The following is an 18049-nucleotide window of genomic DNA, read 5'->3' as shown; positions in this document are numbered from 1 at the left end:
CTGTGTTGGCAAAGTGTATTTTTATATACCCGGAATATAGGTTATATACTTTGTAAAATTAAATGGATAGTTGAGAAAATTAGGATTGTGAGGAGGCAACAGTGAATCGATGGGAACGTACAAAACGCTATTTAGTCCTATCTAGTGCGGTTGCACTATGGCTAAATGCACCTCTCATTGTCATGGCAGATAATGCAGCCGTTACGACAGATGTGGTCCATGTACAAGGTACTTGGGCAGAAGAAGAGGCAAAATTAAATCCACAGCAAGTGCAAATCATTACCAAGAAAGAGATAGAGAAGAAGCAGGCGAAGTCCGTCGAAGATATTATATTTACTCAAACAGGTGTGTCTAGAACAGTTGATGCTATGGGGCGTGTCGGTGTATCGATTCGCGGCGCAGAGGCGCGTCATACATTAATCCTAGTAGATGGTCAACCAGTACTGGGGGACTTTGATAAGTACTCTGGTGCCGCTGATGAAGTTCAACGGTTAGGTGCCGAAAATGTGGAACGTATCGAAGTTATTCAAGGTGCAGCCAGTGCTAAGTACGGCTCAGATGCCGTGGGTGGTGTCGTTAATATCATCACTAAGAAGGCTCTTAAAAAACCGACATTGCAGGTAAATGCGGAAGGTATGCGCCGCAAGAGTGATGGTGATTTATTCCCATTCCAAAACTTTTACATTCGTGCCGATTCTGGACAGATGGGGAAATTAAAGGTTGGTTTATCCGGTAGTAAACGCGATTTAATGCCGGTTCTTGCATCTGTTAAACGCCGTGCATCGGGAATGGGTTTTGACTATGCAAAGCATAACTTTAAACCCAATGTGCTACGCTACTATGGTGATGCATCCGATATAGGTCTTGTAGCAACGTATGAAGCGAATAAGAACAATAAATTTGAAATGCGTTTAAATCGATATACAGAAGACCTTGTACGAGACATTAAGCATTCTGATTCCGATTTAGAGCCGCAACAACATTTCAAACGAACAGCAGACCGTAATACGATTAATCTTTCATGGAATGCTAAAGCTGGTAAAAGCGATTGGACCGTAGAAACAAACTATTCTCGTATCAAAGAGGATGACGTAGCTCTTATTAATTATACGGGCCGATCTACGTATGAAGGATCGAATGAGCTTCGCTATATTGACAACATCGATCATAGACAATTAGATGTTCGTCTCAATGCGAATACACAATTAAATAATAAGCATCGTCTTAGTTATGGTGTGAGCTATGCTAGAGAAGAAGGTTCTGGTAGTCGCCTAAAGAGTTCTCCTAATACAAGTACCATGTATATCGACCCTTGGGCGTATGATAAGAGCTTGCTTGTCGACAAGCTTGATCGTCTTGTGCGTAAAAAAGGGGATAACAGCGTAAAGGTGTACTCCCATATTCATGATTATAAATTTATAAATTCCAGTAGCGGTATGCCGCAATGGGATATGGATTATGAATATTATGGTGCTGAAACGGATGCGCAGAAACCAGGCATTACCTATGATGACTATGTAAATTACGGATTATCCGAAGGGGCTATTAGCGCTTGGTCTAGTACATCTCCTAATAATCAACCTATATCTGATGATTTTAGAAACCGTTATAACGCATTAAAATCTCGATTAGAAGCAGAAAATCCAGACATGGCGAATACTCGTTCTAACATCGTAGGTGATTATTTTAAATATGGTGAGTCCAGCGATCCGGAAATGCGTAAAAAAGCACCTAAATTGAATGGTAAGGCATTCTTAGAAGAGTATCGTAATCGCGACCAACGATTAACGACTGGTCAAGGCACGATTCGCAAGATGAATGCTTATATTTCCGATACTTGGCAAGTGAATAAAAACCTTACATTTGTACCTATTATCCGACTAGATAATAGTAGCTTGTTTGGCTCCAATTTATCTGCATCTATGGGGATGACATACAATGTGAAAGGTAATCCACACCGCCGATTTAAGGCCAATGTCGGCACTGGTTATACGGAGCCTGGCATGGGCGAATTATGGTATAACTGGGAAATGTATGCATCTAATCCGGTAGGTATTGGCGTTGCAAAGCTCGGTTGGTATTGGGCGGGTAATCCAAATTTAAAACCTGAAAAATCGCTCAATTTTGATATGAGTTTAGAAGGTGAAAACAAAAATACCTATGCTCGTGTTGGTGTATTCCATAACCGCATCAAAAATTATATGTCGGTTTACTTTACAGGAGAATTCCAAGATTTTGCACCGTACTTGAAAGGGGACGCAAAATACCAACGTGCTCCGGACATGATTTATAGCTTTAAAAACATCGGTATGGCTGAAATCACAGGTCTTCAAGCTGAGGTGCAACAAAAATTCGGCAAATATTGGTCCGGTAAATTAGGATATACCTATTTGCATGCGATTAATAAGAGCGATCCAACGATGCCACGTCAATTATTGGATAAACCAGTGCATAAGGTAGATATTGGTGTCACCTATGACAATCCAAAAACTGGTTGGAATGGATCTATTTGGGGAGATTACTACATCAATATGCTTGATAGTAATACCTTAAATAATGGTGGTAACTACTGGCCAGATATTTTATCCGGCGATGCAGGCGTATATAAAAAGCAAGTTTACCAAAAGAAAACATTTGGCATTTGGAACTTAATGGTTCAAAAACGATTTAATAAGAATGCCATGATGTACTTTGGTATTAATAATATCTTTAATCATCGCGATGATGACCGAGCAACGCAAGAACGTGTATATCGTATCGGCGTTAATCTCAAGTTTGGTGGTGGCGATGCTAAGACTACGCCAATCGGAAAAGATGGTAATAAAACTGCCAATGCAAATGGTAGCGTAACTACTGGAGCATCCGGTAATGAAGCGGGCGTACAAAATATATCCGAAGTTGTTAAATTAACTGACTTTATTCGTCCTGATTTTGATACAACAAAGGAACGTGGCATTGAATTTATCGGCGATTATCGTGCACGCTGGATGTCTCATGATGGTACAAATCGTCCGCAATCTCCATTCCGTTCTAATTCAGCCATCGGTTCTGCTAAGGCAAATATGTATGATTCTAATCGTCATAGCTTTGAACAACGCATTCGCCTCGGATTTGATGCTCGTCTTAACCCATTTACAAATCTCTCTGTTATCGGTAGCATGACCGGTATGAGCGGTGTAGATACAAGTTGGACAAAATCTGAGTCAAAAGGTTTCAATCATCAACGCCTTGATACGGTTGATCTTACTAGACATGTTAAAAAATGGGATGTTTCTGTAGGTCGTTTAAACGAACCTATGGGTGCTAGTGGTTATTGGTTTGGTCAATCCTATGATGGGGTTCGCGGCGTATGGAATGGTAATGATACCCAAGTTCGCATTGGGGTAGGTAGCTTTAAACATAGCACGGGCATTAGTGATTCTGCGTATACTCATGTGGAACATGAGGTGATTACTAGACCGCCAACAGCAGCTGAGCTAATTGGTATTAACCGTGATGAGTATCCATATGATATCAATAATGCTACAAAAACTGGGTCTGATGGTGAAAGCAAGTCTAGTGATGATGCACCAGCACCAGATAGCCCAACAGGCATTTATGAATCTACCTATAAAGGTAAGGTAGATACGATTTACTTCTATCAACAGCTTAAGGATTTACAGGATGAGTATGAAGCGTATAAAGAATCATTGAACCTCAGCTGGAGTAATCCAAATCGGGATCAAGAGATTGAAAAGGCTAATAATAAATTAGTAGAAACCCAACAAAAGCAAGCACAAGTGATGGCACATTTACAAGATATTCTTACTAAAGCATATCCATCTGAAATGGCTGATAAGAAATTCTCCTTAGCTATTCCATCTGGCGGCTATGCAATGTATGAAATTACTAATAAGAATACAGGTGAGAAACTCTATAAAACTGGAGAAATCATGTATAATGTGAATTCCTCTTTATACCCTGAATACTTAAAAGAAAAGGCTAAGGGACTCATTGTTTCTACTGATAATAAAGATGCTTTAATAAATCCAAAAGCTTATATTGATCAACATGCTGCAGATATTAATCAATCTATTGCGGAAATTGCTAAATATAATGCTGCCGATAACTGGTCTAACTATAATAATAGTGAGTTAGATACTGTTTGGGTTAAACAACCAGATGGTACGTTTAAACAATCTTATGATTATTATGGACAACCATCTAGCGACTATGAATTTACTGGTTATCTAGGTGCTAAGACTTATAAATACGACAGTGGAAAATATGTATTTAGCGATTATGATGCTAAAGATGCTCTTTATAATAAGAACTTTACAATGTCCTATAATGATTGGGGTGAAGGTAGCTCCGATTATGGTTGGGGCATGACACCAGCAATGTACAACTATTTATATAATCTTGAAAAAGTTGTGCATGATGCAGAATCCGAAAATAAATTGCCTCGTGAAGCCATCGGTAAAATCATTGGCAACATCATTCAAACAGAAGGTGTTGTTCTTGAAAAAGATACAATTCCACCTATTGAAACGGCTGCCTTTGTGCAAGTGAAGAAACAAATTGGCAATCGCCTTGGTTTACAAGCCTGGTATTTACGTGATTTTAATGGCAGTAAACGGACATTCCAAAATGCAAATGGTAATGGCAATGATGAACAAAGCTTCTCCAATATAGCTAATGTATTTGGCATTGGCGCTAAATATCAAATCGGTGAAAGTGCAGTACTTACTGTAGATTATGGTCAAAATAGATCGAAATTTGGTCGCTACATGAACGGTAATACTGTATATGACCATGAACGTGGAACCGCAGACTTTACTGTGAAAGGTCACCAAATGGGTGGTACACCTCATTTCTGGATGGCTCGCCTCGATATTGGTCGTGCGGATATCGATGTTCCAAAATCTTGGAATGCATTCATCGATTATAAATACTTCGCTCATGGCTCTTTCCTCGGTGGTAATGGTACAGGTGCTGTACCGGATCGTTACCTCGATGGTATTCGCAGCTTTACCTTCGGTGCTGGCTATGTACCGCGCAAGGATTTACTCCTTGAAGCATTCTATACATTTGATGCGAAGGGCACAAATAAACGAGATACTTTATATGGTAATGAAAGCTTTAAGTTAGGCGATTATACAAGAATTCAAGGAACGTACAGGTTCTAATGTGCAGTCTATAAATAGACAGAAAGGTTGATTAGTATGGAAAATCTAAATTATGTCATTCACTTGTTTCATAGTGGCGGGTATGTAATGTATCCATTATTATTCTTGTCTCTTATGGTCATTGCTATCGCCGTAGAACGCACTTTCTACTATCGTAAATATGCAGGGAAAACCTATATAGTAACTCATGCGGTTAATGAGTATGCAAAATTACAACAATGGGATGAAATTGAAAAGGTAATCAAAGAAAACCCATCCATCGCTAGCCGTATTGCTGAAGCTGGTTTGAAAAATGGTGCTACTGAAGAAGGCATGAAAACGGCATTCTCTGATCAAATGGGCGTCGATGCAGTAGGTTTTAGAAAATATATGGATTACTTAAGTGCAACCGTTACAATTTCCCCATTGTTAGGTTTACTTGGTACTGTAACAGGTATGATTGGTTCCTTTAGTATCCTCGATGCTGGTGCTGGTGCATCTGCCATTACTGGTGGTGTAGGGGAAGCCCTTATCGCCACGGCATCTGGCTTATGTGTAGCCATTATGGCCTTTATCGTGTATACCTTCTTTAGCCATCGTTTGGACTCTATTATTAACCAAATTGAAAATATGTGTGTTAACATCATTACCGCAAAACGAGAAGGGTGGAAATAACTATGAATTTACAAAGTTTTCGTATGAAATCAAAGCCTGAATTCATGATTATCCCTATGATTGATATCATATTCTTCTTATTGGTGTTCTTCATGATGAATAGCTTACAAACAATTGCTCAAAAGGCATTGTCTGTACAGTTACCACAGGCTACAACCGCATCTGCACCGGCTCAATTACCGGTGGTGCTTACATTAGATGCTGAAGGGCATATTACGATTGATAATGTTCCAATGAGCATTGATGCAGCAGAAGCAATGGTAAAAGAACGAATTGCACAAAATCCGAATGCTAGCGTCATATTACAAGCGGATAAACGCTCTGCTCACGGACAAGTCGTAGCAATTATGGACATGCTTAAACAAGCTGGCGTTAAACGCTTAGCTATTGCAGCAGAACAGAAAGGATAACTATGGGATTAGGCATATCATGGAAAAAAGCAGCCATAATATCCGCCGTAGTTCATCTAATCATTCTCTTTATTGCCGTTATCTTTTTCGTAGTTGTTCCGGCTATTCAAGAGCAGGAAACCTATGAAGTCGATCTCACCCAAAGTGTGCTCGATGATGGCGGTAGTGGTCACGCTGGTGGTGGCGGCGGTGATAGGTCATCTCTATTCCCAAAACCATTGTCTGCAGATGAAGTGGCGGCAAGAACAAAGGCTGTAGTAGCGAATGTAGAACCATCTACAGCGACGGATATTCCTGATGCGGTAGATGTCCCAAGTAAGGGTAGTGAAAATACATCAAATGTATCTGGTGAAAGTGGTGGTGCCGGTAATGGTCCAGGCTCTGGCGGTGGCGAAGGTGGCGGCCATGGTACGGGTACAGGAACGGGCATTGGTGATGGACAGGGCGAAGGTGAAGGCTCTGGTACGGGCAAGGACTCTGGTGGTGGACATGGTAGAGCCCATGTGGCCTTCGATGAACAAGGCTTTTACAATGCCGTAAACAATCAAAAGGTAATTCCTCAACAATACATTCGCCAACATAAAGAAGTTCATGAAACAATTTATGTATTTGTACGTATTGATACAAATGGTAATGCAGTTGAACAATATGTTAGATCAGGCGATGATCCATTGTTGAGAGAAGAGGCTATGGCTGCGGTAAATCGTGCATTACCATATGAAAATCCAACAGACGACATTCAACCGGTAACTGTTCCGGTACGATTTGACCTATCCGAAGGTACAGATGACGATGATTAATTATATATAATGTAAGGAGATTAACATGAGTACTATTATTTTATATTCTTCCCTTACGGGAAATACAAAAAGCGTAGCGGAGGTAATGGCCTCTGTTATGCCTGAGGGTACACCTTGTGTACCGATAAAAGAGGCACCTCAAAATTTAGCTGATTACGATACCGTATTTGTAGGTTTCTGGGTGGATCGTGGCACTGCTAATAAAGAAGCGGCTAAATTAATCGAAACCCTTACCAATAAGCATATCGTATTCTTTGCTACTCTAGGTATGTATGCCGATTCTGATCATGCTCGTGAAAGTATTGAGAAGGTATCTGCCTTATTGCCTAATAAAGAATCTCTCGTAGATGGTTTTGTATGCCAAGGCAAAATCGATCCTAAGGTTATCGAGATGATGTATAAAATGTTCCCGCCAGGATCTGCTCATGGCAAAAGCCCTGAACGTGATGCATTGCATAAGGCGGCAGAAACGCATCCGGATGAACAAGATTTTGCAAATGCCAAAGAATTTGCTAGATCTGTGCTTGCAAAGTTGCAAGGCTAACGAGTGAAAGGGGAAACGTATGAGTTTAGCGAGTTTTTTCGAATCAATTCCAGAAAAACAACGGAATCTGCAACTAGGATTGGCCTGTGATAACCCTATGAGTGGCGCCTTTCCTCATAAGCGCGTTGTTCACGCCGGCCTTAATGGGACTTTAATTTCACCGAAGGAATCGCAATCTGTATGGGACACTGTAATGCGTGGTACTCCTAAGAAGGGGCAAATGCAGTGTGCTTATATACATATTCCATTCTGCAAGACAAAATGTACGTACTGTGGATTCTTCCAAAATGGTACCAGTCAAAGTATTGAAGATAAATATATTGATGGCCTCATTGGGGAACTTAAGTTGGCTAGTGAAAGTCCACGCTTAAAGGATGGGCTTATCCATGCCGTATTTATTGGTGGTGGTACACCGACATCCTTATCTCCAGCAAATTCAGAGCGTTTATTAAAGGCGATTAAGGAATATTTACCACTCGCCAATGACTATGAATTGACTTTAGAAGGCCGTATTCATGATTTGATTCCTAAAAATCTTGAAGTGTGGATGAATAATGGTGTTAACCGTATGTCCATCGGCATTCAATCCTTTAATACTGAAGTACGCCAAATGGTAGGTCGTTTAGATACAAAAGAAACGGTACTAGAACGATTAGCGGCTTTAAAAGCCTATGGTCAATGTTCCGTTGTGATTGATTTGATTTATGGTTTACCAGGTCAAACAATGGAGGTTTGGGAACAAGACTTAGCTGATTTAGTAAGTTCTGGTGTAGATGGTGCCGATTTATATCAATTGAACGTATTTGATGGTAGTGACCTAAACCGCGATATTGCAAGCGGTAAGGTACCACCTGCAGCCACAACGTCTATGCAAGGGGATATGTTCGAATTTGGTCGTACATATTTAGATGCTCGTGCATACCGTAGATTGAGTGCCGCACACTGGAGTGCTAATAACCGTGAACGTAGTTTATATAATATTTTAGCGAAAGCTGGCGTACCGATGTTCCCATTTGGCAGTGGTGCTGGCGGTAATGTAGATGGCTATGGTATGATGCTTCATCGTGCACTTAAACCATACGAAGATATGGTGAGTCGTGGTGAAAAACCATTCATGGCACTTATGAAACAAAGTGATTTACAACCATTTGTCAATCAAGTAGTAAGTCAATTGGAACAAGGCTATTTGAACATCAATACATTAGTATCTATGGATTCTCGTTTAGATGAATTGAATTGGTTGTATAAACTTTGGGAAGAACGAGGCCTAGTTTCGTATAATGGATTATTATACAAATTGACATCAGCTGGTGAATTCTGGACTGTTAATATTACGCAAAGTACATTGGAGGCTATGGAATATGTGTTAACTGGTAAAAACTCCTTTGCCTTAGAATCCGTAGCGGCCCAAGATACGAAGACTACATCTAAAGAAAATCCTAACCAAGAGGTCCGTGGTATTGGCCAAGGTAAAGCCAATATTTCGGTACCAACAGATGAAGATACAGAGGTACAACGTAAAGAGGCTCTTATTGCGAAAGCGAAAGCGGAAATTGCTAAGAGTGGTGCCTCTGGTGAATCAGCTAACCGCATGGTACAAGCCATGTACAATCTAAGTGCTGATGAAATTGAATACATGATGGAACGTATGATGTCCTAATTATCACTAACAACCTCTCATATAAATATCTACAAACATTGACAGGTACGTTTTATCTTAGTATTAAAACCCTAGATTACAATCTATTCTTTAAACTGGACTACTCGGTTCAGCTAGAATATATTGTGGCCTAGGGTTTACTTTTTATGTGTCGGAATGTATTCTGTACATATAGTTATACAAGGTATTAGGAGGTTAGTATGAATACATTTCCTAACGAAGTGATAGATATTGTTGGTATTGGGGCTAGTACCTTAGATCGATTCATCGTAGTTGATCATTTTCCAACAGGGCGCGAGGTGCAACAGGCCATCGCGTCAACTATGGATGGCGGCGGTCCGGTGGCGACTGCACTAGCCACGGCTGGTAAATATGGATCTAGCACGTTCATGATTGACCGTATCGGTAATGATATGGTTGGACGCTATATTCTAGAGGACTTTCAAAAATATAATGTCAATACAGAGGGCATCCAAGTTGATGCGGATGCTAAGAGTGGAACAGCAACGATTCTTGTGAAAGAGAAGAACGGGGAACGAGCTGTATTCTTTGAACGTTCTACAGCGCCTGAGCCAGAATTCTTAAGCGATTATCAGGGATTAATAGAAAATGCATCCATAGTGCATATCAATGGGCGCCATCGCCATTTGATGCGTACCGCTATAGATATAGCTAGGCAAAGTGGTACTATTATATCTCTAGATGGCGGTGCTCAACGATATGATGATGACATGGAACCAATTACCGAATCATCTCATGTCGTTATTGTGGCGCGCGACTATGCAGAAAAATATACAGGGACTACTAATTTAGAAGAGGCTTGTCGCATCATTCATGACCGAGGGGCGTTAATAGCAGGTGTTACCGATGGGGCCAATGGCAGTTATTTTGTTTGGCCTGATGGAACGGCATATCGCTGTCAACCATTTCCGCAAGAGCATGTAGTAGATACGACTGGCGCTGGGGATAGTTTCCACGGTGCATTCTTATCGAAACTGGCTGCGTCGATTCGCAAAGTTCATGCACCGCATGATGAATCCGTACAGCCTATAGATATATTACGCACATTAGAACATAAACAGTTAGAGTCTGCTGCTATTTTTGCGTCTGCTGTGTCTGCGCTCAATACACAGGGCATCGGTGGGCGTAGTGCGTTACCATCGTTAAAATCAGCATGTAACCTAGCTGGATTGGAGTAGACCTATGTGGCAAAAACATAGACCGCATCATGTGCAACGATATATGCAACAGAATCCATATCGATTGCTAGCACTTAGCTTTTTAGCGGTCATGACGGTGGGAACTCTTCTTCTTATGTTGCCTATAGCGAGTACACAAGGACAAGGTACAGCCCTTGTTGATGCAGCTTTCACTGCTGTATCTTGTGTATCCGTAACGGGGCTCGCTACTGTGGATACTTATTATCACTGGTCCTTGTTTGGTAAGATTGTTATGGTTATCCTTATCCAATTAGGTGGACTTGGCATTGTATGCTTTACAACCATTGTTGCCGTACTATTGGGAAAACGGGTAGGCCTTAAGAACCGATTGTTACTGTCAGAAGACGTAGGTCAAGATGGGATGGCGGGTCTTCTCCATGTAACGAAAAAATTAACTATTTATACATTAGCCATTGAATGTATAGGCGGAATTTTGTATGCTATTCAACTACATCCATATATAGGTGATGATTCGCTCTATATAGGATTTATGCAAGCTATTTCTACATTTTGTAATGCAGGATTTATATTTTTTGACAATAATCTGCCCTATAAAATGGTGGGTGATGTATTATTTAATATTAATACGATAGCCTTAATTATTATCGGTGGTTTTGGTTATTTAGCAGCTTTTGATATATGGTCCCATCGCAAGGTGAGACGCTTCGCAGATTTAAAACTGCATACCAAACTTATGCTTATCGGTACGACTCTATTGATTGTCCTAGGAGTTATTATATTCCTCGGTGTAGAATGGGCTAATCCAAAGACCTTTGGCCCTCTGCCTATGTGGGATAAGGTAATGGCTGCCATCTTTCAATCCGTAACACCACGTACAGCGGGAATAGCTACTGTCGATTATAGTCAACTGCATCCTATCACACTGTTTGTCAGTATTATCCTCATGTTTATTGGGGCCGGTCCAAACTCTACGGGCGGTGGTGTTAAAATCAGTACTGTTATGGTTGCCATCTTAGCATCGTGTACATTGTTTAACAACCGCTCAGATGTAGAGGTATTCGGCCGACGCATATCTATGGTTACCGTTCTTAAGGCGAATGGGATTATATTCCTTTCCATATTATTGGTATTGTTAGCTACGTGCTATTTAGCATGGGATGAGCCGTTCGACTTTATCCGATTGCTCTTTGAGGTTACGTCCGCATTTGGTACAGTGGGCCTTACGACGGGAATTACGCCTGATTTATCTGAAAGCAGTAAATGGGTTCTTATTTTGGTCATGTTTACAGGCCGTGTGGGTGTCATGACCGTCATTGGAACTTGGGCGTTAAGGACAAAGCCGAATAAGCCGATTTCTTATGCAGAAGAGAATGTAATGTTATAACGATAGATGACAATACATCTAAAAGAGGTACATAATGAAACAAAAAACAATAGCTGTTATAGGTCTTGGTAGCTTCGGTACGACCATTGCCAAGATGTTGGCATCCATGAATCATGAGGTGCTAGGCGTAGATATCAATCCAGATGTTGTACAAAAAATATCTCCCTATCTTACACATGCCATCGTAGCGGACACTACTGATGAAGAGGCGATTAAAGCATTGGCATTAAGTCAATTTGATATGGTCATTGTAGCCATTGGTGGCAATATCCAAGCTAATTTGATGACATCCATGCTTCTCAAGGAAATGCATATCCCTAAGGTTGTGTCTAAGGCAGAAAATAGCCTGCAAGGTAAAATGCTTAAAAAAATCGGCGTAGATCAGGTTATTTATCCTGAGTATGATATGGCGTTGCGACTTGTTCAATCGTTAACGCGAGAACATGTGATGGACTATTTACAACTATCTAAAAATATTAGCCTCATTGAAATCAGAATGCCGTCGTTCATGGTCGGCCGTTGTTTAAAAGATTCTAAATTGCGTGAGCAATATAATCTTAATGCCGTAGGGATCAGACGCAGTACAGGCCTCGATGTGCCACCGGATCCAACAGCTATACTTTCAGAAGATGACAAATTACTCGTAATTGGGAATAATTCTGATTTAGATGAGTTAACTAAGTAGTTAGTATACGAAAGAAATATAATTACATCGAAAAAACATGATATAATAGAATAGAATTCAGTATAGGTCATACGTATTCGTATGGCCTTTTTAGATAGAAATGAAGGATAGTATGACAGAAGAACAATATATAACGGCTCTCAAAAACAATCCTCATGGCATACGCAATATCCCTAATCCTACAGAGGGTATGCAACTAGTATGTGTGGAACAAAATGGGATGCTATTACAGTACATTAAAAATCCTACTCAGCGAGTGATTGAAACTGCGTTAGCACAGTCGCCGCGGGCCATTCAATATGTGGACAATCCAAGTGACGAATTATTGATTTCATTGGTCAAACAAGATTGGGCGGTACTTGAGTATATTCAACATCCATCAGATGAAGTAGTTTGCATTGCCTTAGACCAATCGGGATGGGCCATTCGATACATTACAAAGCCATCAGAGGAATTACAGTTAAGGGCTGTAGAAACACAATATGATGCGTTGCAATATATTGCCAATCCATCAGAGCGGGTTCAAATGGCGGCTGTAAAATCTAATTATCTAGCATTGCGCTATATCCAGAATCCGACATTGGACATTTTGAAAGCCGCCGTGTTACAAGATCCACAGGCTATGCGTCAAATTACGAATCTAGATTTAGATACAGTGGTAGAGCTATTGAAGGTTTCTACATTGATACTTGGGTATGTACCAAAACAACTAGGACTTACCGTCGATATGGTTCGACAAATTATAACTGAAATGATTGCAAATCCTGCTGTAGAAGATCGCTATGTGCGGGAACTTGTAAGCAATCCTGCCATTGGTGGACGTCAATCAACATGGCCCATCGATATATTGTCATTAGTAGATGTATACGGATCTATAGAGGCAAAGAAAATTGCTATTGACCAGTATTTACTATATTAATTAAGAAGGAGTCATAATGAATTTTACAGATACAATGGCTAGTGTGGAATTGGTACTAGCCGCTAATCAAGTACCATTGCTCGTCGGTGAAACGGGGATTGGTAAAACATCACTGGCAGCGCGCGTAGCAGAGGTACACGATTGGGAACTTGTCACCATTGATGGCAATCTTTTAAAAGAAGGCGAAATAGGCGGTTTGCCTACTGTGGAAACTGTATCCCATAAAGATAGTAATGGTATGGTTAAAGAAATAAAGACCACCGTGTATGCCGTGCATCATACATTAGAGCATGTATCACGGGCTGTTAATGCCGGTCGACATGTGTTGCTGTTTATCGATGAAATCAATCGGGCAGAGCATGCGGTGCAACAAGAATTGATGAATTTAATTTTGAACCGAGAAATTAATGGCTTTGCTTTGAGCGATGATGTGCGCATCATTGCGGCTATGAACCCAGAGGATTCCTTTGACTACCAAACGATTGATATGGACCCAGCTCAACAAAACCGTTTTGTATGGCTTTATATGGAAGCGGATTATATGCAATGGATTGACTGGGCTATTTCAGCCGGCATTGAAGATAAGGTGGTGGAATTTATCTCCTCGTATCCAGATTATTTAAATCAACGTCACGAAGATGATATCGATGCGACACCGCGTTCCTTTGAACGGATATCTCATATTTATGGTATCTATAAGGAAGGTGGTTACAGTCGTGATGTATTTCAAAATGTAATTCGCGGTAATGTGGGTAAACTTATTGCGGAGGCCTTCGTCAATTTCGTTGAAACTGAGCAAGAGCCATTGATTTCTTTTGATGATGTGTTAGAGGCTGTACATAAACCGGGGGCCATTATGTCATTGCAAGAACGTGTTAATGGTGAAAGTCCTACTCGCCTCTATGTATCCGCGAAAAATATGTTGTATCGTTTGAATCGCAATAGTAATGCAGAAGAGGTACATCACTTTATTGAGTTCATCACATTGTATCCAGGCGATTTACGCATGGCTGTTATGAAAGACTTACGCAACACATATGCTCATGTGTATAGCTATGCTATTGAGGATGATCTCTTTATTGAAACGTTTTTTGAAGCCAATCGTTAATTGTGAAAGTACATATGACAGGTAGAAAATTATGAATCGAAATTTAGATAAAGATGATATTCGGGATGCATCTGACCTGCTCACTCATATAGACGGATGGGAGAAGACTGGACGCTACGATGAAGAGGCTATTAAGGAACTCGATCGATGGCATAGAAAGCGTAATCAGATTGCTCGTGATGCGGATGCATTGTATGAGCAATTATATGCGCGTTATCAAGCATATGTAGATGAACATCCAGTGCATAGACAACAGGCAGAAGATATTGCTGTAGATATGGTAAATCACAATATGTCGGATAGTCATATTGACACGATAGGCAAGGGATTAACGGAACTGTATGATGGCGAAGGTACAAACCTTGATGTATTGACACAACATGTACTAGCCGATGGCTATGAGCAACGGTTATGGCATATCTTACATGATGTAAATAGTCTATTGCTCGATGAGGATCAATTCTTTGGCTATTTTTATCTACAAATGACGCATCGTGTACGATTAGACATGACTAGCGCTTTTGGTATCAACATTAAACATGGTGGCTATGTGCTATATGTAAACCCTTTCATCATGCTACGACAACCGCCAGACGTTATGAAAGATGGCATTAAACGAGAAATATTACATGTCATATCGGCTCATTTGATGCGGGTGAAAGAACTTAGTCAACGGTTTAATAAAAAAGCTGTTCACATGGCCATGGATATGGTGGTCAATGATTATTTAGAACATGTTGACCGCGATGCGGTTACTGTTGCCAATGTAAATGCGAGATATGGACTGTTACTAAAGCGATTCCGCACATTGGAGTATTACGCAAAGGCTATTGACAAGGCAATGCAGGAAAAACCAGACCTCTTTGTATCCGTTGATGATGCTAGTCAAATCGTGGCGATGGAGTTTAATGCCGATTCGAGCCATGATATATGGGATGAGTCCGATTCTATCGATACAGAAACAATGGATAAAATTACAGAACGCTACATTAACGAAGCATCAAAAGGAGATATGGAAGGCTATGTAAAAAGCCTTATCGATACATTCCAAAAGACGCGTCGTTCCTTACCTTGGTATTTTTATCTTAAAAAACTGATGGGCAAGGTGGCTAGCGGTCATAAAAAAACGACGATGCGGCGCAATCGTCGTCAGCCTGAGCGTTTGGAATTATCCGGTACATTACGCCAACATAAGGCGAATGTGTGGGTAGCCCTCGATATGAGCGGTAGCATTACAGATGCAGAATTTACCAATGCGTTAGAACAAGTATTACAAATTGTTCATGCCTATAATCATCGTATTACCATTGTAGAATGTGATAACGAAGTACGCCGTACCTACACAATGGAAACTGTGAAAGACGTAAAACCACGCCTTGATATGCGCGGGTCTACTGCTTTCTCACCCGTATTTTCTCTAGCTAATCAACATCACGTAGATTTACTCGTATACTTTACGGATGGAAAAGGCGAAGACCGCCTTCGAGAAGCGCCTAAAGGATACAAAGTACTTTGGGTACTTACGGGATCTGAACCTAAACTATCCTTGCATAATCCACACGGCATAGTCCGTGAATTGGGCTACGTAGCCGTTGATGAAACACAAGACATCGACGAATTCGTGAGAATGAGCAGTCGGTCGGGGTTTTCCATGGCAAATCAGGAGTAATCATTACTTAACAATCTTTGTTTGATAATACGGCAGGGGGCGCGATGGCTTCCAAAATCTTCCACCGGCTTTTTCTTCGCTCTGCGAGCTCAGGCCAAAGTCAGATTTTAAAAGCCATCGTGCCCCTTTGCACATTCTATTAATTTAATCAATTAAGATTGTTAAGCAGCTGATTACTTCGGGCATAATAAAGAAAGAGCCGAAGTCAGATTTTAGACACCCACATCTCCCTTTTGAACGTAGATGATATTTGTTCCATTAAGATTGTTAAGTAGTTGATAAGTAAATCTTATCAAAATAATAATATAATGTAATCTTAACATTTTACTCAAAAGTGCGATGAGTTTCCTTTATTTAATAGATGTTGTTCTTGATTTTGACATTTAGAATTGATAAGATTGATGCATGTATTAACTATAAGTATTTTTAATGTATTATTTTTGAGTTCAACTAGGGGAATGTTATGAACAAAATTTTTAAAGTGATGTGGAATGCAAAAAAAGGATGTAATGTAGTTACATCTGAAAAGGCAAAAGGTACATGCCGTTTCCAAGGATCTACTAGATTAGCTGCAATAGCTATATTAGGTTTAACTATAATCACTAATGGTGTGAATACAGCTAGTGCAGAAGGGGCGACTACTACAGTTGGCACAATTGAAGTTGATACCTCAAATAATCTTACATTTGTCGGCGGTCATTTACATCCAGGCACAGATTTAACTGCTATGGATTCTAAAACATATTCAATTTCTGGTACAATTGCAAACCCTACAAGTATGGCATTTAATGGGCATACGAATACGACTGCTTATATATATGCAAATGGTCAGTTAGTTCCAGACAATTCCTTTGTCGCAAATGGTACAGAGCAAGCAACATCTACTCGTCTTATTACTAAAATGTGGAATGATAGTGGCACTGTTGATGGTAATGGAAACTATATTCATTCTACAAGTCCAGTTAAAAAAGCTGCTCAAATTTCTCCAGTAGAAACTAAACAAACCGTAATTTCCTCTCCTGGTAGAGAAAAGAAAGGTACAATAAAGACAGAAGTTCTTGGCACTAAAACTACTACGACTACGGGTAAAACTGTAACTATTAGTAAATTGTCAGACAATTTAGCATTTGCAAATATTGGAGGCCTTGCTGAAGCTGGTTCAAGTACGATGGCATCTTATGATTTAATGCTTGATGATATCACGCAAGCTGCATTGAATGAACATGCAAAAGCCATCAACACTTTAACAGAGCTTGCAGTAGATGCTCAAAATGATAAGCAAACAGCTTTTGTAGATGCTAATGGTAATAAAGTTGTAAAAACAACGGACTCTACTGGTACAACAGAGGGGTATTATTTAGAAAGTGATATCGATTCCACTACAGGTAAGGCTAAAGCTGGTGCCAGTACAGTAGCTCATTCTGATATTCATGTAAGTCTATTGGATGCATCTGGATCTACGACTACTCCTACAAAATTGAGTAACGTTGCTGATGGCACAGTTGCTGCTAATAGTAAAGATGCAGTCAATGGTGGTCAATTATTTGATGTAAAAACGACAGCAGACGCTGCCAATACTGCAGTTACTACAAAAGGAATCAAATTCGATGGTGATACAGGTACAACTATCACTCGCAAACTAGACGAAACATTAAATATCAAAGGGAATACAGCAACTAGTGCTGTATTAACAGATGGTAATATTGGTGTAGTTTCTGATGGTACAGATACACTGTTAGTTAAATTAGCTCGAAATATTGATCTTGGCACTAATGGTTCTGTTACAACTGGTAATACTAAAATTAGCAATAGTGGTTTGACATCTAAAGACGCTGCTGGCAATAAAACAATTGTAAATAGTTCTGGT

General features: G+C 40.2%; 13 protein-coding genes. All 13 read left to right on the top strand.

What is annotated here, in order from left to right; all coding sequences use genetic code 11:
* Window positions 1-101 precede the first annotated feature (101 nt).
* Entirely contained in the window at window positions 102-5168 is a 5067-nt protein-coding gene (locus O3617_RS08810; protein WP_371449599.1) for a TonB-dependent receptor domain-containing protein, read from the top strand.
* A 36-nt stretch (window positions 5169-5204) separates the two neighbouring features.
* Window positions 5205-5822: a MotA/TolQ/ExbB proton channel family protein gene (locus O3617_RS08805; RefSeq protein ID WP_371449598.1), complete on the top strand. Its 618-nt coding sequence runs from the start codon at window positions 5205-5207 to the stop codon at window positions 5820-5822.
* A 2-nt stretch (window positions 5823-5824) separates the two neighbouring features.
* Window positions 5825-6232 carry a biopolymer transporter ExbD gene (locus O3617_RS08800; protein ID WP_005381857.1) on the top strand — a complete coding sequence of 136 codons (408 nt, stop codon included), beginning with the start codon at window positions 5825-5827 and terminating at the stop codon, window positions 6230-6232.
* 2 nt (window positions 6233-6234) lie between these two features.
* A complete protein-coding gene (locus tag O3617_RS08795) occupies window positions 6235-7032 on the top strand; it encodes an energy transducer TonB (protein ID WP_371449597.1) in 798 nt (265 codons plus the stop codon).
* A gap of 25 nt (window positions 7033-7057) precedes the next feature.
* Window positions 7058-7576 (top strand): flavodoxin family protein, encoded by a 519-nt coding sequence (locus O3617_RS08790; RefSeq protein WP_371449596.1) that lies wholly within the window; start codon window positions 7058-7060, stop codon window positions 7574-7576.
* A gap of 19 nt (window positions 7577-7595) precedes the next feature.
* Window positions 7596-9236 (top strand): heme anaerobic degradation radical SAM methyltransferase ChuW/HutW, encoded by a 1641-nt coding sequence (gene hutW / locus O3617_RS08785; protein WP_371449595.1) that lies wholly within the window; start codon window positions 7596-7598, stop codon window positions 9234-9236.
* 200 nt (window positions 9237-9436) lie between these two features.
* Window positions 9437-10435 (top strand): carbohydrate kinase family protein, encoded by a 999-nt coding sequence (locus tag O3617_RS08780; RefSeq protein ID WP_371449594.1) that lies wholly within the window; start codon window positions 9437-9439, stop codon window positions 10433-10435.
* Window positions 10436-10439: 4 nt separating this feature from the next.
* Window positions 10440-11801, top strand: a complete 1362-nt coding sequence (locus O3617_RS08775) for a TrkH family potassium uptake protein (protein ID WP_371449593.1) — start codon at window positions 10440-10442, stop codon at window positions 11799-11801.
* Between the two features lie 34 nt (window positions 11802-11835).
* Window positions 11836-12486: a TrkA family potassium uptake protein gene (locus O3617_RS08770; RefSeq protein ID WP_371449592.1), complete on the top strand. Its 651-nt coding sequence runs from the start codon at window positions 11836-11838 to the stop codon at window positions 12484-12486.
* Between the two features lie 112 nt (window positions 12487-12598).
* On the top strand, window positions 12599-13405 hold the full coding sequence (locus O3617_RS08765; protein WP_371449591.1) for a hypothetical protein: 807 nt from the start codon (window positions 12599-12601) through the stop codon (window positions 13403-13405).
* Between the two features lie 16 nt (window positions 13406-13421).
* Window positions 13422-14513, top strand: a complete 1092-nt coding sequence (locus tag O3617_RS08760) for an AAA family ATPase (protein WP_371449590.1) — start codon at window positions 13422-13424, stop codon at window positions 14511-14513.
* A 31-nt stretch (window positions 14514-14544) separates the two neighbouring features.
* Window positions 14545-16182, top strand: coding sequence for a VWA-like domain-containing protein (locus O3617_RS08755; protein ID WP_371449589.1), 1638 nt, complete (start codon window positions 14545-14547; stop codon window positions 16180-16182).
* Window positions 16183-16645: 463 nt separating this feature from the next.
* On the top strand, window positions 16646-18049 hold a 1404-nt coding region (locus O3617_RS08750; protein WP_371449588.1), incomplete at its 3' end, for an ESPR-type extended signal peptide-containing protein.

Source organism: Veillonella sp. 27098_8_77 (assembly GCF_041431535.1).
Lineage (GTDB): Bacteria > Bacillota > Negativicutes > Veillonellales > Veillonellaceae > Veillonella.
This window is presented reverse-complemented; position numbering and strand designations above follow the sequence as displayed.

Bases quoted from the DNA above. Each gene is read 5' to 3' on its own strand.
- O3617_RS08805 (WP_371449598.1), top strand. From the start codon at position 5,205: ATGGAAAATCTAAATTATGTCATTCACTTGTTTCATAGTGGCGGGTAT.
- O3617_RS08800 (WP_005381857.1), top strand. From the start codon at position 5,825: ATGAATTTACAAAGTTTTCGTATGAAATCAAAGCCTGAATTCATGATT.
- O3617_RS08795 (WP_371449597.1), top strand. From the start codon at position 6,235: ATGGGATTAGGCATATCATGGAAAAAAGCAGCCATAATATCCGCCGTA.
- O3617_RS08790 (WP_371449596.1), top strand. From the start codon at position 7,058: ATGAGTACTATTATTTTATATTCTTCCCTTACGGGAAATACAAAAAGC.
- hutW (WP_371449595.1), top strand. From the start codon at position 7,596: ATGAGTTTAGCGAGTTTTTTCGAATCAATTCCAGAAAAACAACGGAAT.
- O3617_RS08780 (WP_371449594.1), top strand. From the start codon at position 9,437: ATGAATACATTTCCTAACGAAGTGATAGATATTGTTGGTATTGGGGCT.
- O3617_RS08775 (WP_371449593.1), top strand. From the start codon at position 10,440: ATGTGGCAAAAACATAGACCGCATCATGTGCAACGATATATGCAACAG.
- O3617_RS08770 (WP_371449592.1), top strand. From the start codon at position 11,836: ATGAAACAAAAAACAATAGCTGTTATAGGTCTTGGTAGCTTCGGTACG.
- O3617_RS08765 (WP_371449591.1), top strand. From the start codon at position 12,599: ATGACAGAAGAACAATATATAACGGCTCTCAAAAACAATCCTCATGGC.
- O3617_RS08760 (WP_371449590.1), top strand. From the start codon at position 13,422: ATGAATTTTACAGATACAATGGCTAGTGTGGAATTGGTACTAGCCGCT.
- O3617_RS08755 (WP_371449589.1), top strand. From the start codon at position 14,545: ATGAATCGAAATTTAGATAAAGATGATATTCGGGATGCATCTGACCTG.